Source organism: Herbaspirillum sp. 1130 (assembly GCF_017833835.1).
Taxonomy (GTDB): domain Bacteria; phylum Pseudomonadota; class Gammaproteobacteria; order Burkholderiales; family Burkholderiaceae_D; genus Herbaspirillum; species Herbaspirillum huttiense.
Genome location: NZ_JAFICQ010000002.1, coordinates 60035 through 81252, shown reverse-complemented (window position 1 = coordinate 81252; position 21218 = coordinate 60035). Strand labels below are relative to the sequence as shown.

The window sequence follows — 21218 nt, the reverse complement described above, 5'->3', positions numbered from 1 at the left end:
CCAAACATTCGGAGACAACAATGAAGAAAATGATGCGCATGACCGTGATCGCCGGCTGCCTGGCCGCCTCCGCCGCCTGGAGCGCCGCCGCCCTGGCCGGCACGCTGGCCGTCAACATCGCCTACAAGGGCGCCGTGCAGCGCACCGTGTGGCAATCCACGGTCGATGAATTCAAGAAGGCCAACCCGGACGTCGACGTCAAGGTCTCCTTCATCGAGGAAGAAGCCTACAAGGTGCAACTGCCGGGCTGGCTCTCGACCCAGGCCCCGGACATCATCAACTGGCACAACGGCGAACGCATGGCCTTCTACGCCAGCCGCGGCCTGCTGGAAGACCTGAGCGAAGACTGGAAGAAGAACGGCTGGGACAGCACCTACGCCTCCACCAAGGAAGCCTCGTCCTGGCAGGGCAAGCAATACTCGGCACCGACCGTGTATTACTCGTGGGGCATGTTCTATCGCAAGGACCTGTTCAAGAAGGTCGGCATCGCTGCCGAACCCAAGAGCTGGGATGAATTCCTGGAGGCCTGCAAGAAGTTGAAGGCTGCCGGCATCGCCCCCATCGCCGTCGGTGGCCGTGACGCCTGGACCCTGGCCGGCTGGTTCGATTACCTCGACCTGCGCATCAACGGCAACGCCTTCCACCAGCAGTTGATGGCCGGCGACGTCGCCTACACCGACCCGCGCGTCAAGAAGGTCTACACCGCCTGGAAGAGCCTGATCGACAACAAGTATTTCATCGACAATGCGCTGTCCTATGACCTGGATGGCGCCCAGCCCTTCCTGTTCCAGGGCAAGGCCGCCATGATGCTGATGGGCACCTTCATCGCCAAGGGCTTCCCGGCCAAGCTGGCACCGGAGATGGGTTACTTCCAGTTCCCCATCATCGATGCCAATGTGCCGACCGCCGAGGAAGGTCCGACCGAATCCATCCACATCCCGGCCAAGGCCCGCAACAAGACCGATGCACGCCGCTTCATCGCCTTCGTCGGCACGCCGGCCATCAGCGCCAAGCTGGCCGATGGCCTGGGTTCGCTGCCGGCCAACAGCAAGTCGCCGGCCCCGGCCGATCCGATCTCGCGCATCGGCTTCGAGATCCTCTCCAACGCCAAGGGCGGCATCTCGCAGTTCTATGATCGCGACATGACCAAGGAAATGGCCGATGAAGGCATGAAGGGCATGCAGAAGTTCGTCAGCGATCCGACCAAAATCGATGACGTGCTCAACGAACTGGAACAAAGCCGCAAGCGTATCTACAAGAAGTCCTGATCGTCGTCGTTGATGCCTGGCTGGTCCAGGCAGTCCATCCGGGCCATTCCGCCTGCCCCGTGCAGCAGCGGAATGGCCCGCAGAAAAAGAAGGAGACTCCGCCATGCTAGCGCCCACATCCGCCGCGCAGCCGCCTGCGACCCAACCTGCTGCCACGCCGGTCTCCGGCCCGCAGCGCAGTGCCGCCCGCCGCAATCGCGCCGCCTTCTGGTTCCTGGCGCCGGCCTGCGTGATGACGCTGGTCTACGTGCTGTACCCGATTCTCTATACGATCTATCTCAGCTTCTTCAGCTGGGATGGAATGACCGCTCCCAAGTATGTGGGCCTGGCCAACTACATCGAACTGTTCCATGCGCCGACCTTCTACACGGCCTTGAAGAACAACGTGCTGTGGCTGCTCATGTTCCTGCTGGCCCCGCCCATGGGCCTGGCCATCGCGCTCTACCTGAACCAGAAGGTAGCCGGGATGCGCGTGGTGAAGTCGCTGTTCTTCGCGCCCTTCGTGCTCTCGGGCGTGGTGGTCGGACTGATCTACAGCTGGTTCTATGACCCCAGCTTCGGCCTGCTCTCGCTGATTCTGGGCCAGGGCGTGCCGGTGCTGGGCGATGCGCGCTATGCCACCTTCGGCATCATCTTCGCCGCCCTGTGGCCGCAGACCGCGTATTGCATGATCCTGTTCCTCACCGGCCTGACCGCCCTGAACCATGACCAGGTGGAAGCCGCCCGCATGGAAGGGGCCAAGGGCTGGAGCATGCTGCGCTACGTGATCCTGCCGCAGTTGCGTTCAACCACCTTCATGGCCTTCGTGGTCAGCATCATCGGCGCGCTGCGCAGCTTCGACCTGATCTCGGTGATGACCAGCGGCGGCCCTTACGAAAGCTCCACCGTGCTGGCGTATTACGCCTATGACCAGGCCATCAAGTATTACCGCCAGGGATATTCGGCGGCCGTGGCGGTGACGCTGTTTGCCATCATGCTGGTCTACATCATCTATCAACTGCGCCGCATGCTGCGCGACGAACGCTGATCATCCGTCGCCGCACGTCCATCGCCCAACGTTCAAGAGAAAAGAGAGATCGCCATGTTCCCCATGCCGATAGAAAAATGGAAGCCGATCAACCGCGCGCTCTACCGGGCTTCGCTGCCGGTGGCGCTGCTGATCTGGCTGCTGCCGATGCTGACCGCGCTGGTCACCTCGATCCGCTCCAACGATGAACTGATGGCCGGCAACTACTGGGGCTGGCCGCAGGACTTCGCCATGCTGGAGAATTACCGCGAGGCGCTGACCGCCTCGCCCATGCTGCATTACTTCTGGAACAGCTGCCTCATCACCATTCCCTCTGTGATCGGCGCGATTTCGCTGGCGGCCATGGCCGGCTTTGCGCTGTCCACTTACCAGTTTCGTGGCAACACGGTGCTGTTCGCCACCTTCGTGGCCTGCAACTTCGTGCCGCAGCAGATCCTGATGATTCCGGTGCGTGACCTGTCGCTGTCGCTGGGCCTGTTCAACACCATCACCGGGATGATGCTGTTCCATATCGCCATGCAGACCGGATTCTGCACCTTGTTCCTGCGCAATTTCATCAAGCAGCTGCCCTTCGAGATGATCGAGGCGGCGCGCATCGAAGGGGCCAGCGAATGGACCGTGTTCTATCGCATCGTGCTGCCGCTGATTCGCCCGGCGCTGGCCGCGCTGGCCGTGCTGGTATTCACCTTCGTGTGGAATGATTACTTCTGGGCGCTGGTGCTGACCCAGGGCGATGACGTGGCGCCCATCACCGTGGGCGTGGCGGCGCTGCGCGGACAATGGACCACGGCCTGGAACCTGGTCTCGGCCGGTTCCATCCTGGCAGCGCTGCCTTCGGTGATCCTGTTCTTCGTGATGCAGAAGCAGTTCGTGGCCGGGCTGACCTTCGGGGCCAGCAAGGGCTGAAGGATCGCGGCCGGCGCTTACTGCAGGGTCGCGACGCCCGCCTCGGGCGTTTGCGCTGGTACCGGGGGCGGCACATCGGTGTGGATCATGAGTACCGTGCAAAGGCGTGCAGTCGTGCCATTCTTGGCCAGCTGCGCGCCTTTGCCGTTTTAGATCTTGCCGTTGCCCATGAAGACGCCATCGATCTTGAAGGTCCACGAATTGGCCGGGTTCTCCAGCCGGTAACCCATCCCGGCCAGGCTCAGGGACTCGCCGGAGATGGTGCCCGACATGACTTCCTCGGCGATCTTGTTGCGCCGTCGGATGACCACACGGTTGCCGTCCACCTGGGCGTTGAAGCTGGCCTGGAAGGGCTGCGAATCCTTGTTGAAGCGGTTGGCATCGCAGGACATGACGGCGCGCCAGCGACCGTCCGGCGGACTTGGGTCGATGCTGACCGTGCCCGCGTTGCTGCCATTGGGAGGTGCCACCCCGGCCACGCCAGAGGAGGACATCATGCCCAGCTTGCCGCCCAGGATCACCGTGACCGTCTCGGGATAATCAAAGCCGGCACCGCTGTTGCGGTCGATGGCATAGCCGATCAGCCCGCCTGCGAAGACGTTGCCCCAGACATTGTTGTTGGCCCGGGAGACGGCTTTGACTTGTCCGGTCACGCCATCCTTGGCGCATTCCACAAAGAGGTCGGCGGTGCTCTTCCTGACAGTGACACTGCCCGGCGTCTTCACGAACCATTGACCCGCGTCATTGGTGAGGGTGCACGTGGCGCCCGAGATGATCTGGTTGCCCTGCGTGGCCTGAACCGAAACGGGTTGCGTCTGCGTGCCGGTGATGGAGGCACAACCGCTCAGCAGCAAGGCTGCCATGCATACCAGCATTCTCAACATGAAATCCCCGATGTTCCTTGCGCGCCCGCGCGTGTTGTCGTTATCGTTGCCGCATCCCTCGATGGCGGGCCTCAGGCCTGCCATCCAGCGAGAATATAGCCGAGCTGCGCGTCGCGTGACTGACGAATCACTGACAGGAAAAAGAAAATATTTCAGCTGAAATACGCGCGTGGTTTTTTGACATACGGCCGTGATGGCAGCGGCGCACGATGTCTCCATCGACACCGCAACCCAAGGAGAACATCATGCATACCACCACCCTGCGCCTGGCCGTATTCATCGGCATGTTGAGCATGACTGTCGAGGCCCACGCCGGACGCGGCGGGGCGATGCTGTTCAAGGACCTGACGCGGCTGTTCAGCCACCTGTTCCACCAGTACACCGGTGGCTGAACTGCGCGATCCTCAGGGCTGGGCCGCCTGCTGCCGGGACGCGTCCAGCCCTACGCCCATGGCCTGATACAGCGTGGCCGTATCGTTCATGCGGCTGGCAGTTGCGCGAATTTCGCCCAGCTTCGCATTGAGATACTGGCGTTCGCCGGCCCGCGCTGCACTGGCCGGATAAGCGCCCAGTTGCGCGCGCCGCTGCGCATTGCGCCAGCCCTGCTCGGTGGCCGCGCGTGCCGCCGCCGAGGCCTGCAAGGCGTCGGCATCCTGCGTCAAGGCCACCAGACTATCGGCCACGTTCTGGAAAGCATTCAACACGGTCTGGCGATAATGCGCCTCGGCTGCGAGGTAGGCTTCCTTGCTGGCATCGCGCTTGGCGCGCAGGGCACCGCCATGGAACAGCGGCTGCGTCAGCGATGCGCCCAGACCCCACACGGCTCCCGCACCGCTGGTGGCCTTGGCCCAGGAGAAACCGGACTGGCCGAACGATGCGCTGATGGACAGGCTGGGGAACATCTCCGCTGTCGCCAGCGCCTGCTGTGCGGCCGCCACCTTCAATGCGGCATCGGCCGCGAGAATGTCGGGGCGCTGTTTCAGCAATTCCGAAGGCACCGTCATCGGCACCTGTTCGGGCAGCTTCAGGCGCGTGATGTCGAGATCGGCCGGTGCGGCATCCGGCGTGCGGCCCATCAGTACCGCCAGCGCGTGACGTGCGCCCTGCCATTGCGCTTTCAGGGCGGGCAGGCTGGCGCGCAGCGATTGCGCATTGGCGCGCGCGGACAGGACATCGTCATTGGAGACGGCTCCGAGCGCAAGACGCCGCTGCAATTCGTCCACGTCGGCATCGGCCAGCGCCACCAGGCGCTCGGTGTCGGCCACCTGCGCGCGCAGGGAGGCGGCATTGATGGCCGTGATGACCACGTTGGCCGCTACCGCGCGGCGTGCCGCATCGAACTGGTAGGACTGGGCATCGACCTGGGCGGCCAGCGCCGAGTTGGCGAAGCGCTCCACGCCGAACAGGTCGAAGGTATAGCTGGCGCGGATCTGGCCGGCGAAGACGTTGTACAGGTTGGTGGTCGGGCCAAGATTGGGCAGACCCAGGGCGCGCTGGCGCTGGGCCTGGCCGACTGCGTCGATGGTCGGCCACAGCGATTCATCGATCTGCGCACGCAATTGCAGGCGTGCACTGGCCAGGTTGCGGTCCGCTTCGGCCAGCGAATGATTGCTGCGCAGCGCCTCCTCGACCCAGGCGGACAAATCCGCCGAACCAAAGGCGCGCCACCATTGCGGCACGCTGCGCTGGCCCAGTACGAAGGTCTGGCGCGCCTCCTGCGGACCCAGCATGGCCGGGGTGGCCTCGGCGGCGTAGTGGACCGGTTGCGGCACGGCCGGTGCTTCGCCGGTCGGGCCCAGCGCGCAACCCGACAGCAGCAGTGCCGCGGCCAGCGCCAGAGGGCGCACCTGCGGGGCAAACATCAAACGAACGGCGCTCATCAGTGGCTCCCTTGCGCGGCGTGGTCGCGGTGATGGGTTTCATCCGGCTTGACCCGGTAGCACAGCGCATACAGCGCCGGCAGGTAGAACAGGGTCAGGATGGTGGCGATGGTGATACCGCCCATCAGGGCAGTGGCCATCGGACCGAAGAAGTTGCTGCGCAACAGCGGAATCAGCGCCAGCACGGCCGCCGCCGCAGTCAGCGTGATCGGACGGAAGCGGCGCACGGTGGCACCGACGATCGCATCGAAGCGGCCACGTCCTGCGGCAATGTCCTGCTCGATCTGGTCCACCAGGATCACCGAGTTGCGCATGATGATGCCCAGCATGGCGATGGTACCCAGCATGGCGACGAAGCCGAAGGGCTGGCCGAACAGCAGCAGTGCGCCCACCACGCCGATCAATCCGAGCGGTGCGGTCATGACCACCATCAGGGTGCGGCCGAAACTCTGCAACTGCACCATCAGCAACAGCAGCACGGCAATGATCATCAGCGGCATCTGCGCCGAGATCGAGGATTGCGCCTTGGCGTTCTCTTCCACGGGTCCGCCGACGTCGATGCGATAGCCCACCGGCAGCTCGCCACGCAGCGCATCAAGCTTGCGGTTGACGTCATTGGTGACGTCGATGCCCTGCACGCCGGCGCGCACGTCAGCCAATACGGTAATCGTCGGTTGGCGATCACGCTCCCAGATCACGCCGTATTCCAGCGTATTGTGGAACTGGCCGAGCGCGGCCAGCGGTACCGGGCCGTTGGCGGTCGGCATGGACAAGGTAGCCAGGCGCGACGGATCAACCCGCTCGCTGCGCGGGGCCCGCAGGTCGACGCCAATGAGTTTGTCGCGTTCGCGGTATTGGGTCACCGTGAAGCCCGACAATTGCATCGCCAGGAAATTGGCAATCTGCTGGCTGCTCAACCCCAGTTCGCCGGCACGCTTCTGGTCGATCTCGAAGGACACCGAACGCTGGGCCGGTTCATCCCAGTCGAACTGGATATTGGTGGCGCGGCTCTCCTTGCGCAATTCAGCCGCCACCTGTTCGGCGATGGCACGCACCTTGGGAATCTGTTCGCCACTGATGCGGAACTGCACCGGGAAGCCCACCGGCGGGCCGTTCTCCAGTCGGGTCATGCGCGTGCGTGCGCCGCTGAACTGCTTGCGCAGCGGCTCTTCCAGCGCGCGGGCCAAGGCCTCGCGATCTTCCACCGACTTGGCGGTAACCACGAATTGCGCGAAGTTGGGGCTGGCCAGTTGCTGATCCAGCGGCAGGTAAAAGCGCGGCGCACCGACCCCGACGAAACTGACCACGTGGTCGATCTGCGGGCGATCCTTGAGCAGCGCTTCCATGCGCACTGCCTCGCGCTGGGTGGCTTCAAAGGAGGCGCGCTCCGGCAGGTGCAGGTCGATCAGCAATTCAGGGCGGTCGGAGCTGGGGAAGAATTGCTGCGGCACCAGCGCAAAGGCCGCCAGGGAAGCGATGAAGAGCACCGTGGTGGCGATCACGACGCGGCCGCGGAAGGCCACGCACCAGGCCACCGAACGGCGCAGCCAGGTGTAGATGCGGGTCTGGTAGATGGGGTGATCGTGGTCTTCCTCATCATGGCCAGCATGCGGATTGGCGGCGATCTGTTCATCGGTGAGCGCGCCCGGCTTTTCCTTGAGCATGTGATAGCCCAGCAGCGGAATGAGCACGACCGCCGCCAGCCAGGACAGCAGCAGCGCAATGGCCGAGACCTCGAAGATGGAGCGCGTGTATTCACCCGTGCCGGACTTGGCCAATGCAATCGGCAGGAAGCCGGCCACCGTCACCAGAGTGCCGGTCAGCATCGGGAACGCCGTGCTGGTGTAGGCGAAGGCCGCGGCGCGGCGGCGGTTCCAGCCCTGTTCCAGTTTCACCGCCATCATCTCGACGGCGATGATGGCGTCATCCACCAGCAAACCCAGTGCCAGCACCAGCGTGCCCAAGGAAACCTTGTGCAGGCCGATGTCGAACAGGTACATGAACAGCGACGTCACCGCCAGCACGATGGGAATCGAGATCACCACCACCATGCCGGTGCGGATGCCCAGCGATACCAGGCTCACCACCAGCACGATGGCGACCGCTTCGGCCACGGCTTCCAAAAAGTCATCGACCGATTTTTCCACCGCATGCGGCATGCTCGACACTGCCGTCAGCGTGAGCCCGGCAGGCAGGCGCTTGCGCAATTGTTCAGTTCGCTCGTCCAGCGCCTTGCCCAGGCGGATCACGTCGCCGCCCGGCTGCATGGTCACGCCGATGCCCAGCACCGGCTGGCCGTTGGCGCGCATCTCCTGTTCCTGCGGTTCGTCGTAGCCACGCGTGATGGTGGCGATGTCGCCCAGGCGGAAGTTGCGGTTGTTGACGTGGATGATCTTGTCTTCCAGCGCGCGCAGGTTGTCGAACTGGCCGGTGGGACGCACGTAGACGCGGTCACTGCCGGTGGTGATGAGGCCACCCGGCACCACCGCATTCTGCCCGCCGATGGCGTCGGCCAGTTGCTGCGGGCTGATGCCCAGGCGCGTCATGCGGGTGTTGCCGATGTCGATGTAGATGCGTTCCTGGCGCTCGCCGAAGTAATCGATCTTGGCCACGCCCGGCACATGCAGCAGTTCGCCGCGCAGCTGGTCGGCATAGTCGCGCAGCTGCGCAGGCGTGAAGCCATCGCCGGCCAGGGCGTAGATGTTGGTGTAGACGTCCCCGAACTCGTCATTGAAGTAAGGGCCCCTGACGCCCTGTGGCAAGGTCGCCGCAACGTCGCCGACTTTCTTGCGCACCTGGTACCAGGTCTGCGGTACCTGCGAGGCCGGGGCCGTGTCCTTGATGGTGAAGAAGAGCTGCGACTGCCCTGCGCGCGAATAGCTGCGCAGGAAATCCACATCGGGCGTCTCCTGCAGCTTGCGGGCGATGCGGTCGGTAATCTGCTCCTGCACCTGGCGCGCGGTGGCACCGGGCCAGTCGGTCTGGATCACCATCACCTTGAAGGTGAAGGGCGGGTCTTCCGATTGGGACAGGCGCGAGTAGGAACCGATGCCCAGCAGCGTCACCAGCGCCAGGATGAAGGTCACCAGCGCCTGGTGCTGCAGGGTCCAGGCGGAAAGATTGAAACGGCCAGGCGCGCTCATAGGGCGAAGTCCTCGGCGTGCAGCGGGGCGACCGGCTTGACCTTCTCACCCGCGGTGAGGGTATGCACGCCCTGCACCACCACCTTGTCCTGTGTGGCCACGCCTTGCGAGAGCGAGATGCTGCGCTCGCCGTAGGCCGCGACGGTGACCGGGCGCAATTCCAGCTTGCCCTCGTTGCCCACGATCCATACCGCAGGCTTGCCGCCTTGATGGAACAGGGCAGTCGCCGGGAGCAGCAGCACCTGGCCCTGCGCCGTATCGGCCGGTGTGATCTTCACTTCACCGGTCATGCCGAGGCGCACGCTGGCGTCCGGCTGTTCCAGCGTGACCTTGATGCGGAAGGTGCGGCTTTGCGGATCGGCCGCCGGGCTGACCTCGCGTACGCGGCCCTTGTAGGTCTTGCCGGGCAAAGCCGCCAGCGTGACCTCGGCGGCGGCACCGGGCTGCAGGCCGGCCAACTGGCGGTCCGCCACGTCGGTGACCACGTCCACTGCGCCCGACCAGGCCAGCGAATAAACCGGCTGGCCAGCACTCAAGACGTCACCGGTATTGGCCTGCTCGGCGCTGATGACCCCATCATGCTGGGCTACCAGGGTGGTGTAGTCGCGCTGGTTGCCGGCCACCGAGGCACGGGCCTGCGCGGCCTTGAATTGCGACAGCGCGGCGGCATGCGCATCCTGGCTCTGCTCCAGTTGCTGGGCGCTGATGAGCTGTTCGGCGGCTTGTGCGGTGTCACGCTGCAACTGTTTCTCCGCTGCATCCAGATGCTGGCGGGCGGAGGCCAGTTCGGCGCGCGCCGAGGCAGCATTCTGATCGGCGTCCGAGGGATCGAGACGCGCCAGCACCTGGCCCTTGCGCACGGCGTCACCCAGATGCACGCGGCGTTCCACCAACTGGCCCGCCACGCGGAAGGAGAGCGAGGTTACATAGCGCGACTGCACTTCGGCCGGCAGGTGCAGCGGCCGGGTGCTGCCGCGTTCCTGCGCCTGCAGCACCACCACTTCACGCGGGGCGTCGGCGACGGGGGCCGGCTTGCTGCAGGCCGAGAGCAACACCGCGAAGGGAATCGCCAGCAGCGCCATGCGCGTCAGCGGGACGCGGCGAGGGGCCGAAAGAGACGTGGAAAGACGGCCGGAACACGGACGGGAGACTGGCTTCACAGCATTCCTTTCGGGAAAGGGTAGTGTCAGGTGTCGGACCGCGGCGCGTTCCGCATCTTTACAAAAGTTCAGCGATTCTAATGCACATATGAATTCAAATGCAATCCTGTATCCGAATACAACAGTGTTAGAATCCAGCCCCATGACACGCCAACGACTCAGCCGCGAGCAAAGCCGTGAGCAGACCCGGGAACGTCTGCTGGAGGCGGCGCACGCGGTGTTCATGCAGAAGGGATACGCGCAGGCCAGCGTGGAGGATATCAGCACCGCCGCCGGATACTCGCGCGGGGCCTTCTACTCCAACTTCGATGACAAGGAGCAACTGTTCTTCGAGCTGCTGCGCCGTGAAGGCGAGAGCATCGACCGCGGTTTCGAGCGCATCCTCGGTGGCGAACTGACCGACCCCGATGCCCTGCGCGACGCGCTGGCAGTGCAATACTCGGCGCTGTACCGCGATGACAAATGCAGCCTGCTGTGGATGGAAGCGCGCATCATTGCCTTGCGCGACGAAAAATTCCGCGCCCAGCTCGATACCTTCCTGGAGCAGCGCTACGGCCAGATCACCCGCTTCGTCGAAGCCTACTGCCGCCTGACCGGCACCGCCCCGGCCGCGCCGCCGCGCGAGATCGCCATCGGGCTGATGGCCTTGTGCGAGGGCGTGAGTTTTTCCTATCGCTGCGTACCGCACATCGTCGATGGCAAGACCGCCGAATCGGTGCTGGCGTGGTTCCTCAAGGCGTCCATTGCGATTGCCGCACCCGGTGCAGCAGTGCTTGCAAGTCCTGCTGCCTGAGAAATCGCTTCAGCAACTGGTATGACCTCCCCTGCTCGTGTTGTTGGCAGGCTGCATCCCGCGGCCTGGAAGCTGCGCGCACTGGCGCTTGCTGCTATATTCCGTTTCGAAAAAAAGGCGGCCTGCTCGCCCTTTCCTGCAGATAGCCACGTGAGGCAGTTCCCGGAACAGAAATGGACGGGCCACGCATCTGGTCTGTGACGTTCCGGAGTCCAAAATTCAAATCCTGAAGCGCGATGTGCAAAGGGGCTGGGTGATCATGGTCTTGATGGCCATCCTGCTCGGCGGCGGTGCCATCTACCAGAGTCACCAGCAGGCGAAAGAAACGGCCATCGGCCATGCGGCCAACATCACGCTGGTGATGCAGCGCGGCCTGCAGCGGCACGCAGAGTTCTTCTGTTCGGTCCTCGATTCCATCGGCGAACGCTATCGCCAGGTGCTGCATTTCCCGGTGTCGGGCAGCGAGCTGGGGTCGTTTCTCTTCACGGGCGGACAAGTCAATCGCTACATCGTCGAAACCGCCGTGCTCGACAAGAACGGCCTCCTGGTCTCCAGTTCACGCAGTTCGCCGGTGCTGCTGACCAATGATTTCAGCGATGCGCCTTTCTTCCAGGCCCAGCAGAACGCCGACAGCCCCGCCGGCAAGCTGTTTCTCTCCAAACCCATCCAGCTGGCCAAGGATTACTTCGTCGTCGTGCTGTCCCGGCGCATCACCGACGTGCAGGGCAACTTCGCTGGCGTGGCCATGATGGTGCTGGACCTGGCCTATTTCCGCTCCATGCTGGAAGGGGTGGATGTGGGCAACAACGGCGTCCTGTCGATCTACTCGCGCGATGCCACGGTGTATGTGCGCATTCCCTATGACCCGGCCATGGTCGGCCGCAATCTGAGTTCGGCACCGATGCTCGACAGTTTCCTGAAGCAGGACTCCGGTCACTTCTTCTGGAAGTCGGTCAATGACGGCGTCGAGCGCCTGTACGCCTTTCACGCGGTGCCGGGCACCAACCTGATGGTCTTCGTCGGCTATGCCAAGAGCAACATCTACAACTACTGGCAGAAGACGCTGGCCATCCTCATCATCGGTTCCATCCTGCTGATCTTCAGCGCCCTCTCCTTCTTCCGCTCGATGCAAAGTGAATTCCTGCGCCGCCATGCGTCGGAAAAGACCCTGACCACACTGGCCACCATCGATGGCCTGACCGGACTGATCAACCGCCGCTCGATGGACGAGCTGATGGCGCGCCACTGGCAGCACCTGCGCGAGGGAACGCTGCGGCAGCTCAGCGTGATCTTCATCGATGTCGATTTCTTCAAGCTCTACAACGATGGTTACGGCCACCAGTCCGGCGACCTGGTTCTGGCCCAGGTAGCCGCCGCCTTGCGGACCAGCCTGGCGCGCCATGAGGACGGCGCGGCGCGCTATGGCGGCGAAGAATTCGTGGTGATCCTGCCGGGCAGCGATGCGGCTGGCGCGAGCAAGGTGGCCGAGCGCATTCGGGCAGCCATCGAGCACCTCGCCCTGCCGCATGCGCACAGCCGTTTCGGCAAGGTCACCATCAGCCTCGGCGTGGCACAGGCCAACTTGCAGCGTCACGCGCAAGCCGAACAACTCCTGGCCGAAGCCGATCAGGCCTTGTATGCCGCCAAGTCAGCGGGCCGCAATCGGGTGGAGATCAGTTCCGCGATCTGAGGTCGGCCTTCATGCAGCGAGCCACTGCGCGATCTGAGGCCAGGCCTCAGCCAGGGTGCGCCCGCCCATGAACAGGCCGATATGCCCGCCCGGCACCACGCGCTGCGTGATGTGCGCAGCAGGGGTGCCCACCAATTGCGCTGCGTTGAGCACCTGCTCGGGTGTGGTGATGTCATCGCGTTCTCCGGCCAGCAGGTAGAGCGGGCAGGTGATATCGCGCAGGTCCAGCATCTTGCCCAGCGCCACGTACTGGCCGCGTGCCAGCAGATTGTCCTTGAAGATCTGGCGGATGGCCTGGAGATACCAGCGTCCCGGCAGGTCGATCGGCGTTTCGTACCAGGCCGCGAAGATCTCGCGCTTGGCCAGATACACCGGGTCGTCGATGTGCTGGAACAGGTCCACATGTTCGCTGAAGTAATGCTCGTCGGGATGCATGTTCTTCCAGCCCTGCAGCATGAAACTGCCGCGCATGAGGCCGCCGCCGGTACGCACCAGATCTTCGTAGAAGCGAATCGGCGTGCGCTCCACCATCTGCTTGAGCGGGCCTTCTCCCGCCCCGGCATCGATGGGCGAGCCGGCCAGTACCAGCCGCTGTACCTTGTGCGGGAAGCGCGCCGCGATCATGGCCGAAATCCAGCCACCCTGGCACAGGCCCACCAGGTTGGCGCGTCCGCCAAGTTCATCGATGACCACGCAGAGATCAGCCAGGTAGTTGTCGATCTCCAGGTCCTTCATGTCCTCGCTGGCGCTGTGCCAGTCAGTCAGGAACACGTGCGGCACGCCATGTTCCATCAGCGTTTCGACCAGGCTCTGACCGCGGTAGTAGTCGGCGATCACCGAGGTGTGTCCCGCATAGGGAGCCACCACCAGCGTCGGGACCGCATGCGCGGCAGCGGGCTTGCCGTATTCGCGCAAGCTCAGCGTACGCAGCGTCAGGCGCACCTGGTTGGCGGTGGCCATCTGCGGGTGATGCAGGGAATGCAGCTTGGTCTCTTCTTCCAGAAAGCGCAGATGCTTGTCCACCACTTCCTGTCCCTGGCGAAACACTTCGGTGGCCAGCATCATGGGCCAGAACAGCGGTACGCAACCGGGCCCGCAGGCCGCAGGCTCTGGTGCGGGATGGCGGGCGTGGCTGGCAGATGAGGTCGTCATGCGGGGCTCCCATGGATGAGTCTTGCCGCATCGTCGGCAATGACCTGTTCTTCATTGGTCGGAATCACCAGCACGCGCACGCGGCTGGCCTGATGGCTGATGCATTCGAGATGCTGGGCGTTGGCGCTTTCGTCGAGCTGCACGCCCAGCCAGTCGAGGCGGGCGCAGATGGCCGCACGCATGCGCGCGTCGTGTTCGCCGATGCCGGCCGTGAAGACCAGCGCATCCATGCCGCCCAGCGTGGTCGCCAGGCGTGCGGCTTCACCGGCACAGCGCAACGCGAACAACTCCAGCGCCTCGCGCGCGGAGGGTTCCGTACTCTGCTGCAGGGTGCGCACATCGGCACTCACCCCGGACACACCCAGCAGACCAGACTGGTGGTACAGCAAGTCTTCCAGCGCCGCCGGCGTCATCCCTTGCTGCAGCAGATACAGCAGCACGCCCGCATCGAGAGCACCACAGCGCGTGCCCATGGGCACGCCTTCCAGCGTGGAGAATCCGGTACTGGCATCGACACTGCGCCCGTTCTGGATGCCGCACAGGCTGGCACCATTGCCCAGATGCGCCACCACCACGTTGCCATGCGCCTCGGGCAACTGGCGGCGGCGCAATTCACTGGCGATGTAGCGGTAGGAAATGCCATGGAAACCATAGCGCAGCACGCCCTCGTCATGCAGCTTGCGCGGCAGCGCGAAGCGGCGCGCCAGTGCATCCTGCGTCGCATGGAATGCGGTATCGAAGGAGGCCGTTTGCGGCAGGCCCGGACGCAGGCGCGCGATGGCGCGGATCAGACGCAGGTTCTGCGGCTGGTGCAGGGGTGCCAGCGGGGCCAGGGATTCCAGTTCCTGTTCGATGCGCTCATCCAGCAGTACCGAATGGGCCAGATGCAAGCCGCCATGCACCACGCGATGGCCCACTGCACACAGCGCGCCCTGCTCGTGACCCACCTCCAGCTGGTGCAGCACCTGCTCCAGTACCTTGTCCATGGAGGCAGCAGGATCGGCGTCGATGGCCATGGCCGACGCCACGCCTTCGATCTCCAGGCGCAGCCGCAAGGGAGACAGATGCAGGTCGAGCTGTCCGTGGCCGATCTTGCTGGCACGCTCGCCATCGAGCCGGAAGATGCCCAGCTTGATCGAGGACGATCCCGCATTGAAGGTCAGCAGCCAGCGATTCATGCAGCCTCCTTGCCGACCGCCTGCACCTTGCTGCGCGAGGCGAACAGACGGGCCAGTGCCGAGGAGGCCAGACGTACGCGCAAGCTGTCGGCGCGGCTGGTGAGGATGACCGGCACGCGTGCCCCCAGCACCAGCCCGGCGGCCTCGGCCTGTGACAGGTAGATCAATTGCTTGGCCAGCATGTTGCCGGCTTCGAGGTCGGGGACCAGCAGGATGTCGGCACTGCCGGCCACCGGCGAAGTAATCTGCTTGATGCTAGCCGATTGCAGACTGATGGCATTGTCGAAAGCCAGCGGACCGTCGACCAGCGCACCGGTGATCTGATGGCGCGTGGCCATCACGGTCAGGGCTGCGGCATCGAGCGTGGAGGGCATGGCCGGATTGACCGTCTCCACTGCCGCCAGCACCGCCACATGCGGACGCGGCACGCCCATCACGTGCAGCAGGTCGATGGCGTTCTGGCAGATGTCGCGCTTGTGCGCCAGGGTGGGCGCAATGTTGATGGCGGCATCGGTGATGATGAGCGGCTTGGCATAGGTGGGAATGGCCATGGCATACACATGGCTGATGCGGCGCTCGGTACGCAGTCCCGAGCCGGAGGCCACGACCGCCCCCAGCAGTTCATCACTGTGCAGGCTGCCCTTCATGAGCGCGGATACCTGCCCTCGTACCGCCAGCTCGACGGCGCGCGCAGCGGCGGCGTGGCTGTGTTCGGTGGACTCGATCTGCAGACCCGCCAGCGACAGGCCGGCTTCTTCGGCGACGCGCCGTATCCGGGCTTCAGGCCCGACCAGCAGCGGCTCCAGCAGGCCCTCTTCGCGCGCCTCCAGCGCGCCCTGCAAGGCCTCGGCAGAACAGGGATGGACTACGGCAACCCGCATCGCCTGCGCGCCCAGGGCATCGCGGATGAGTTGACCGTAGCGCTCGGCAGGCGTGGCCTGCGTCGGTGGAAACATGGTGTCCTCCTGAGGGAATGGCATGAGGCCGGACGCACTCATGCTGGCTTGCTGTGTCGCAGCATAGCCGCAGGCGGAGGTGAGTTCAATTGCAGGATTGCCCGCAAACCGGACAGAGAAGACAAAGCTTGATCTGCTTCAACTTTGTCCGGGTGCATCCGCCGTCGCGGGCGGGACTGCGGACGGTCAGGCCGGAGTCAGTGCCAGCACGTGCTGGCGCGCGCGTTCGGCGGGCATCGGTTCGGCAAAATAATGCCCCTGCATGGCGTGACAATGCATGGATTGCAGGACCTGCAGGTCTTCCTCGCTCTCAACACCCTCGGCCACCACCTGGAAGCCGAAGGAGGCCGCCAGTTGCAGCACCGCCGACACCAGCGCCTGGTTCTCGGTCTGGTCGGCCAGGCCGGTGACGAAGCTGCGGTCGATCTTCACGCGCGAGACGTGCAGCTGGCGCAGGAAGCCCAGCGAGGAATAGCCCACGCCGAAATCGTCGATGGCGATGCTCACGCCCTGCAGCGCCAGCGCGGTCAGCGTCTGGGTGGCGGCCTGCAGGTCGAGCGCGGTCTCTTCGGTGATCTCGATCTCCAGCATCTGCGCCGGCAGGTTCTGGCGCTTGAGGGTGCCCACCACCAGATCCTCGATGATGATGCGCTCCATTTCGCGCGGCGAGATGTTCATCGACACGCGCAGGTCGCTGCGGCCGTTGTCCCGCATGAACTGGATCATGTGCGCCACCTCGCCCATGATGAAACGCAGCAGCTCTTCCGACAGTCCTGCCAGCGCTGCAATCTCGATCAGATCGGGCGGCGCAATCGGACCATGGCGGCGATGCGTCCAGCGCACCAGCGCTTCGAAGCCATCAAGCGCGCGCCCGTCCTCGCAGACGATGGGCTGGAACCACACCTGCAGTTCGCCATCGGCCAGCGCCTGCGCCAGATCACGTTCGACATCGCGCTTCATCTGCAGATGCGCATCCAGCGCCGCATTGAAGACCTGGTACTGATTGCGGCCACGGCGCTTGGCCTCGTACATGGCGGCATCCGAGCAGACCAGCATCTCGTTGATATCGTCGCCACGCGACAGGTAGATGCCCAGGCTCAGACCGATGTGACGATGGGCCAGGCGCGCGAAGGGCTGGCGCATCGCTGCGATCAGGCGCTGCGCCACGTGCTCCGGCGGCTCCGCGTGGGCGGTGAGCGGATAGAGGATCACGAATTCATCGCCGCCCAGGCGCGCCAGCGTAGCGCCCTCGGGCAAGGCCGCCTGCAGGCGGCGTGCCACTTCGATGAGTACCTGATCGCCCGCTTCGTGCCCGTAGGCATCGTTGATGACCTTGAAGCCATCCAGGTCAAGGAACATCAGGCATTGGCGTTCCCGCTGCTGCACCAGGACCTGCGCGGCCACCTGCATGAAACCGGCACGGTCCAGCAGGCCGGTCAGCAGATCGTGCTCGGCCTGGTATTGCATGCGCGCGGCGAACTGGCGCAGGTCTTCGTGGGCCACGGCCAGGGCCTGGCTGGCGGTAGTGGCTTCGTTCTTCAGGGCGCAGGCGCGCGCGAACATGCGCTCGCCCACGCGGGCACCGCGAATCAGGCCGGCCAGGTAGATCACGGCCGTCGCTGCCAGCGCCAGGCGGGTCGGCGTGCGATTGAAGGCAAACAGGCAGAAGATCACCGACAGCAGCGGCGGCGTGATGAAGCTGATCGGGATGCGAGCAAACGCGAAGCCGTGGGTGACCGCACCGGCCGTGATGCCGCACACGCAGGTCAGATAGAACAGGGTCTCGGGTGTGGTATAGCCTTCGCTCAGCCAGGGCATGCCGGCCCAGGCGAAGCCCGAGATCAGGGCGAGGATCCAGTGCAGGCGCAGGTTCAGTTCCACCACGTCGCTGGCGTCGCGCACCTGACCGCGCGGGGCCATCCACGGCACCAGTTGCGCCACGCGTTGCGGTGAGAGGCGGCACAGCGGGATCCGCACCAGGTTGACCAGCGTGGCGCAGGCCAGCCAGATCAGTGCAACCCAGAATTTGCCGGAATGCCAGGCCACGAAAGTGGAGATGCCGCTCAGCACGAAGGCCACCGGGATCGACAGCATGACGGTATGGCGGGCCGCCGTGAGCTGGTCCGCGCGAATCAGTTGTCGCAATGCAAGCCGGGACGCGTGGTCGCCGGCACCGGTTTCTGTCTTGAGTTCGTTCACATCCCCATCCCGTGGTGCCCAGTTGCGCTGCCCGCCGAGCGGCGAGGCAGAAGCGGCGGCCACCTGCCCAAGGTAGCGCTACCGATGGCGGGTATTATCCAATGAATAAGAAGAATTCCCATCAAAACATGAGCCCCATTGAGATGTATCAACGAGTTGTTGGCGCGGAAGAGACAAGCTCCGGGCTTGCTGAACCCCTTTCATGACCTGGAGAACCCTCATGTCCCAAGACAACGGCAACTGGTTATCGGCCGAACAGGCCGTCATGCCCGATGGCAGCGAACGTCAGAACTTGCCCCTGATCAACAGAAAACTGCCGCATCTCTCGCCGCAACAAGCTGCCGGCAGCACGACGGCGGCAGACGCTGAAGAAGCATCAACGGCACCTGCCGGGCCAGCGGCGGCAGACTGAGTTCTCCCGCAGCAACACCTCCTGCGGAGGGATTTCCGGAGGCATCGTGCCGGAAGGCTAAAATGGAGCCGTATTTACTGCGCGGCAAACTGGCGCTGCTTCTGTCATGGCTCTCGATCCCTCCACTCTTCTCATCCTCACCATCGCGCTGGCGGCGGCCGCTTCGCTCTACCTGGCCATCGAATGGACCAGCGTCAGGGAACGCTCGCTGCTGCTGTGGAGCAGCGGCTTCGCCATCATCACGGTCGGCTCCTTCCTTGCGCTGCTGCGCTCGCGCGGCTATCTGCTGGTCGGCATCTGGTTCGCCAACGGCTTGCTGATCGCGGCGCATGCCTGCTTCCTGGCGGGCGTGGCCTGGTTCACGCGCACCCGAATCTCGCGCGCCTGGTGGCTGATTGCCTTGCTGTGGCTGCTGATGCTGTTGCTGCCCGTGCACGCCTGGTGGTCGCGCGTGATGCTGGGACTGCAATCGCTGATGATCGCCGCCCTCACCTTGCAGGCCAGCGCCCTGCTGCGTCCGCATGGTGCGTCGTTGAGCGTGGGCGCGGTGCAGCTGCGCTTCGTACTGCTGATCCATGGACTGTTCTATGTGGCCAAGGCGGTCTCGGCGCTGGCGCTGGGGGCGTTCGTGGACCTGGCGGCCTTTGGCGGCGTGTTGATCCAGGTGTCGCTGGTGGAGGGATCGATGGCAGTGATGCTGATCGCCTTGTCGATGACCGGCACCGAGCGCCATCGCCGCGAAGAACGCATCGGGCAACTGGCCGCACGTGATCCCCTGACCGGACTGCTGAACCGGCGCGCCCTGCAGGCGCGCGCACCGGCGCTGCTGGCACGGGCCAGCGAGGCCCATCCGGGCGCGCTGTTGCTGATCGACATCGACAACTTCAAGCAGGTCAACGACCTGCACGGCCATGCCGCCGGTGACAAGTTGCTGGAAGCCCTGAGCACGCTGCTGCGTGAAGTCTTGCCCGCCGATGCGCTGGCCGCGCGGCTGGGCGGGGATGAGTTCGTGATCCTGTTGCAGGATGTGCGTGAAGAACAGGTCGCCCATCTCGGCGAACAGTTGCGGATGGCCTTCTCCCACGTGGCGCGCAAGGGGGTGGTCACTCCCGAGGCGGTGAGCCTGAGCGTGGGCGTCAGTCTCTACACCAAGCCGGCACTGGCGCTGGAAAGCCTGATGGCGCTGGCCGATGCGGCCCTGTATGACGCCAAGCGCGCCGGACGCGACCGGCTCATCGTGAGCCCGGCACACCTCACTGCAGCCAATCCTTGAGCCGGTACCAGGCCCCGACCAGGGGCAGGAACCAGGGCTTGCCCAGATGACCTGGAATGGCCGGCCAGTCGAAATCTTTCCATGGATTGAGATCGGTCCTGCCGTCCATGACCTCGGCCATCAGCGTCCCCATGAGGCTGGCCATGTGGGTGCCGTGGCCGCTGTAACCCATGGAATAGAACACGCCATCGCGCTGTCCGGCACGCGGCAGGCGGTCCATCGTCATGTCGACCATGCCGCCCCAGCAATAGTCGATGCGGACCTTGGCCAGTTGCGGGAAGACCTCCAGCATCTGGCTGCGCAGGATCTCGCCGCTCCGGGCATCGGACTGCGGATTGGACACCGCGAAACGCGCGCGTCCGCCGAAGAGCAGGCGATTGTCCGGCGTAGCGCGGAAATAATTTACAAAATTCTTGGTGTCGGTGTACATGCGCCGCGTCGGCAGCAACTGTGCCAGCAGCTCCGCCGGCAAGGGTTCGGTGACGATCAGGAAAGCGCCGACCGGCACGATGCGGCGGCGTATCCAGCCCAAGGGACCGACCTGGGAAATGCCGCTGCTCAGCAGCACCTGGCTGGCGCGGAGGCTGCCGGCAGGCGTCTGCGCCTGATAGCCGCCTCCTTGCGCCTTCAGGCCCAGCACGGGAGTGTGTTCGAGGTAGATCGCACCGCGCCGCTGGGCAGCGTGGGCCAGGCCGCGCACATAGCGGCCGACATGCATGCCGGCGCTCTTCTCCATCAGCAGTCCACCGTAGTAACGGTCGCTGCCCAGTTCGTCACGCAGCTCGGCGCGGGTGATCAGGCGCGTGTCAGTGTCCACGTTGGCGGCCAGCAGGGCCTGGCTGCGCGCCAGCTTGTCGACGTGCTCGGGCTTGGCTGCCAGCTTGAGCTTGCCGTAGCGTGCAAAACTGCAGTCGATGGATTCCTCGCGCACCAGCCGTTCCACCGTATCGACGCCGGCATCGAAGGCGCGATAGAGCCGGTTGGCCCATTCCGTTCCCAGGCGTTGTGACAGGGCAGCGTAGTCCTGCGCGAAGCCGTTGTTGCACATGCCGCCGTTGCGGCCGGAGGCGGCACCGCCGACGATATCCGCTTCGCACACCACCACCCTGGCCCCCTTGCGCGCCAGCGCCAGGGCGGCCGCTGAACCGGTGATGCCGCCACCGACGACCAGTACGTCGCATCCATCGCCCGGCAAGGCGGTGTGGGTGCTGACGAAGGGGGATGAGGTGTCCAGCCAGTACGACTTCAATTGCATCAGGAGCTCCATCGACAGTCGGCAGCCGGATCATGAACGCAG

At 64.6% G+C, this 21218-nt stretch carries 16 protein-coding genes and 1 pseudogene; 8 read left to right on the top strand and 9 right to left on the bottom strand.

Annotated features, from left to right (window positions below; genetic code table 11):
• Positions 1 to 20 precede the first annotated feature (20 nt).
• The 3 genes from JOD78_RS09160 (at position 21) to JOD78_RS09150 (ending at position 3201) form a co-directional block, all read left to right on the top strand.
• Complete coding sequence (locus JOD78_RS09160) at positions 21 to 1268, top strand: extracellular solute-binding protein (RefSeq protein ID WP_051057388.1); 1248 nt, start codon at positions 21 to 23, stop codon at positions 1266 to 1268.
• A 103-nt stretch (positions 1269 to 1371) separates the two neighbouring features.
• The gene (locus JOD78_RS09155; RefSeq protein WP_034331164.1) at positions 1372 to 2295 is read left to right on the top strand and encodes a sugar ABC transporter permease; all 924 of its coding nucleotides are present in this window, start codon (positions 1372 to 1374) and stop codon (positions 2293 to 2295) included.
• A gap of 54 nt (positions 2296 to 2349) precedes the next feature.
• Complete coding sequence (locus JOD78_RS09150; RefSeq protein WP_039789561.1) at positions 2350 to 3201, top strand: carbohydrate ABC transporter permease; 852 nt, start codon at positions 2350 to 2352, stop codon at positions 3199 to 3201.
• Positions 3202 to 3350: 149 nt separating this feature from the next.
• Here the strand turns inward: JOD78_RS09150 and JOD78_RS27960 are convergent, their stop codons facing one another.
• Positions 3351 to 4085: a hypothetical protein gene (locus JOD78_RS27960; protein ID WP_245202083.1), complete on the bottom strand. Its 735-nt coding sequence runs from the start codon at positions 4083 to 4085 to the stop codon at positions 3351 to 3353.
• A gap of 245 nt (positions 4086 to 4330) precedes the next feature.
• Between JOD78_RS27960 and JOD78_RS09140 the strand changes: the two genes are divergently transcribed.
• The gene (locus JOD78_RS09140; RefSeq protein ID WP_158601263.1) at positions 4331 to 4477 is read left to right on the top strand and encodes a hypothetical protein; all 147 of its coding nucleotides are present in this window, start codon (positions 4331 to 4333) and stop codon (positions 4475 to 4477) included.
• Between the two features lie 12 nt (positions 4478 to 4489).
• On the opposite strand, the gene JOD78_RS09135 is transcribed toward JOD78_RS09140, so the two are convergent.
• From JOD78_RS09135 to JOD78_RS09125, 3 genes are read right to left on the bottom strand one after another with little or no spacing between them, the layout of a single operon-like run.
• Positions 4490 to 5965, bottom strand: a complete 1476-nt coding sequence (locus JOD78_RS09135; RefSeq protein ID WP_121042430.1) for an efflux transporter outer membrane subunit — start codon at positions 5963 to 5965, stop codon at positions 4490 to 4492.
• Positions 5965 to 9108: an efflux RND transporter permease subunit gene (locus tag JOD78_RS09130; RefSeq protein ID WP_121042428.1), complete on the bottom strand. Its 3144-nt coding sequence runs from the start codon at positions 9106 to 9108 to the stop codon at positions 5965 to 5967. Before JOD78_RS09130 ends, JOD78_RS09135 begins: the two co-directional genes overlap by 1 nt.
• Complete coding sequence (locus JOD78_RS09125; protein ID WP_199725094.1) at positions 9105 to 10190, bottom strand: efflux RND transporter periplasmic adaptor subunit; 1086 nt, start codon at positions 10188 to 10190, stop codon at positions 9105 to 9107. Before JOD78_RS09125 ends, JOD78_RS09130 begins: the two co-directional genes overlap by 4 nt.
• A gap of 220 nt (positions 10191 to 10410) precedes the next feature.
• On the opposite strand from JOD78_RS09125, the gene JOD78_RS09120 reads away from it, so the two are divergent.
• Positions 10411 to 11061, top strand: coding sequence for a TetR/AcrR family transcriptional regulator (locus JOD78_RS09120; RefSeq protein WP_121042426.1), 651 nt, complete (start codon positions 10411 to 10413; stop codon positions 11059 to 11061).
• A gap of 259 nt (positions 11062 to 11320) precedes the next feature.
• Entirely contained in the window at positions 11321 to 12751 is a 1431-nt protein-coding gene (locus tag JOD78_RS09115) for a GGDEF domain-containing protein (RefSeq protein WP_245202107.1), read from the top strand.
• A 9-nt stretch (positions 12752 to 12760) separates the two neighbouring features.
• Here the strand turns inward: JOD78_RS09115 and JOD78_RS09110 are convergent, their stop codons facing one another.
• The 4 genes and pseudogenes from JOD78_RS09110 to JOD78_RS09095 all read right to left on the bottom strand — a co-directional run bounded on the left by JOD78_RS09110 (position 12761) and on the right by JOD78_RS09095 (position 18236).
• Positions 12761 to 13816 (bottom strand): alpha/beta fold hydrolase, encoded by a 1056-nt coding sequence (locus JOD78_RS09110; protein ID WP_310162082.1) that lies wholly within the window; start codon positions 13814 to 13816, stop codon positions 12761 to 12763.
• Positions 13817 to 13899: 83 nt separating this feature from the next.
• The gene (locus tag JOD78_RS09105; RefSeq protein WP_121042421.1) at positions 13900 to 15081 is read right to left on the bottom strand and encodes an acetate/propionate family kinase; all 1182 of its coding nucleotides are present in this window, start codon (positions 15079 to 15081) and stop codon (positions 13900 to 13902) included.
• Positions 15078 to 16007: pseudogene (locus JOD78_RS09100) on the bottom strand (bifunctional enoyl-CoA hydratase/phosphate acetyltransferase); the annotation flags it as partial. The gene JOD78_RS09105 and the pseudogene JOD78_RS09100, both read right to left, overlap by 4 nt.
• 216 nt (positions 16008 to 16223) lie before the next feature.
• The gene (locus JOD78_RS09095; RefSeq protein ID WP_121043064.1) at positions 16224 to 18236 is read right to left on the bottom strand and encodes an EAL domain-containing protein; all 2013 of its coding nucleotides are present in this window, start codon (positions 18234 to 18236) and stop codon (positions 16224 to 16226) included.
• A gap of 220 nt (positions 18237 to 18456) precedes the next feature.
• On the opposite strand from JOD78_RS09095, the gene JOD78_RS09090 reads away from it, so the two are divergent.
• Together JOD78_RS09090 and JOD78_RS09085 are read left to right on the top strand one after the other, a co-directional pair.
• Positions 18457 to 18648, top strand: a complete 192-nt coding sequence (locus tag JOD78_RS09090) for a hypothetical protein (RefSeq protein WP_121042417.1) — start codon at positions 18457 to 18459, stop codon at positions 18646 to 18648.
• Between the two features lie 106 nt (positions 18649 to 18754).
• On the top strand, positions 18755 to 19921 hold the full coding sequence (locus JOD78_RS09085; RefSeq protein ID WP_134135741.1) for a GGDEF domain-containing protein: 1167 nt from the start codon (positions 18755 to 18757) through the stop codon (positions 19919 to 19921).
• Here the strand turns inward: JOD78_RS09085 and JOD78_RS09080 are convergent.
• Positions 19902 to 21176, bottom strand: coding sequence for an FAD-binding oxidoreductase (locus JOD78_RS09080; protein WP_209568242.1), 1275 nt, complete (start codon positions 21174 to 21176; stop codon positions 19902 to 19904). The two genes, JOD78_RS09085 and JOD78_RS09080, sit on opposite strands and share 20 nt — an antisense overlap.
• Between the last annotated feature and the right edge of the window lie 42 nt (positions 21177 to 21218).

What these genes read in the sequence shown, in the direction of transcription:
- JOD78_RS09160 (WP_051057388.1), top strand. Translation starts at nt 21, where the DNA reads ATGAAGAAAATGATGCGCATGACCGTGATCGCCGGCTGCCTGGCCGCC.
- JOD78_RS09155 (WP_034331164.1), top strand. Translation starts at nt 1,372, where the DNA reads ATGCTAGCGCCCACATCCGCCGCGCAGCCGCCTGCGACCCAACCTGCT.
- JOD78_RS09150 (WP_039789561.1), top strand. Translation starts at nt 2,350, where the DNA reads ATGTTCCCCATGCCGATAGAAAAATGGAAGCCGATCAACCGCGCGCTC.
- JOD78_RS27960 (WP_245202083.1), bottom strand. Translation starts at nt 4,085, where the DNA reads ATGTTGAGAATGCTGGTATGCATGGCAGCCTTGCTGCTGAGCGGTTGT.
- JOD78_RS09140 (WP_158601263.1), top strand. Translation starts at nt 4,331, where the DNA reads ATGCATACCACCACCCTGCGCCTGGCCGTATTCATCGGCATGTTGAGC.
- JOD78_RS09135 (WP_121042430.1), bottom strand. Translation starts at nt 5,965, where the DNA reads ATGAGCGCCGTTCGTTTGATGTTTGCCCCGCAGGTGCGCCCTCTGGCG.
- JOD78_RS09130 (WP_121042428.1), bottom strand. Translation starts at nt 9,108, where the DNA reads ATGAGCGCGCCTGGCCGTTTCAATCTTTCCGCCTGGACCCTGCAGCAC.
- JOD78_RS09125 (WP_199725094.1), bottom strand. Translation starts at nt 10,190, where the DNA reads ATGGCGCTGCTGGCGATTCCCTTCGCGGTGTTGCTCTCGGCCTGCAGC.
- JOD78_RS09120 (WP_121042426.1), top strand. Translation starts at nt 10,411, where the DNA reads ATGACACGCCAACGACTCAGCCGCGAGCAAAGCCGTGAGCAGACCCGG.
- JOD78_RS09115 (WP_245202107.1), top strand. Translation starts at nt 11,321, where the DNA reads ATGGTCTTGATGGCCATCCTGCTCGGCGGCGGTGCCATCTACCAGAGT.
- JOD78_RS09110 (WP_310162082.1), bottom strand. Translation starts at nt 13,816, where the DNA reads ATGATGCTGGCCACCGAAGTGTTTCGCCAGGGACAGGAAGTGGTGGAC.
- JOD78_RS09105 (WP_121042421.1), bottom strand. Translation starts at nt 15,081, where the DNA reads ATGAATCGCTGGCTGCTGACCTTCAATGCGGGATCGTCCTCGATCAAG.
- JOD78_RS09090 (WP_121042417.1), top strand. Translation starts at nt 18,457, where the DNA reads ATGTCCCAAGACAACGGCAACTGGTTATCGGCCGAACAGGCCGTCATG.
- JOD78_RS09085 (WP_134135741.1), top strand. Translation starts at nt 18,755, where the DNA reads ATGGCTCTCGATCCCTCCACTCTTCTCATCCTCACCATCGCGCTGGCG.
- JOD78_RS09080 (WP_209568242.1), bottom strand. Translation starts at nt 21,176, where the DNA reads ATGCAATTGAAGTCGTACTGGCTGGACACCTCATCCCCCTTCGTCAGC.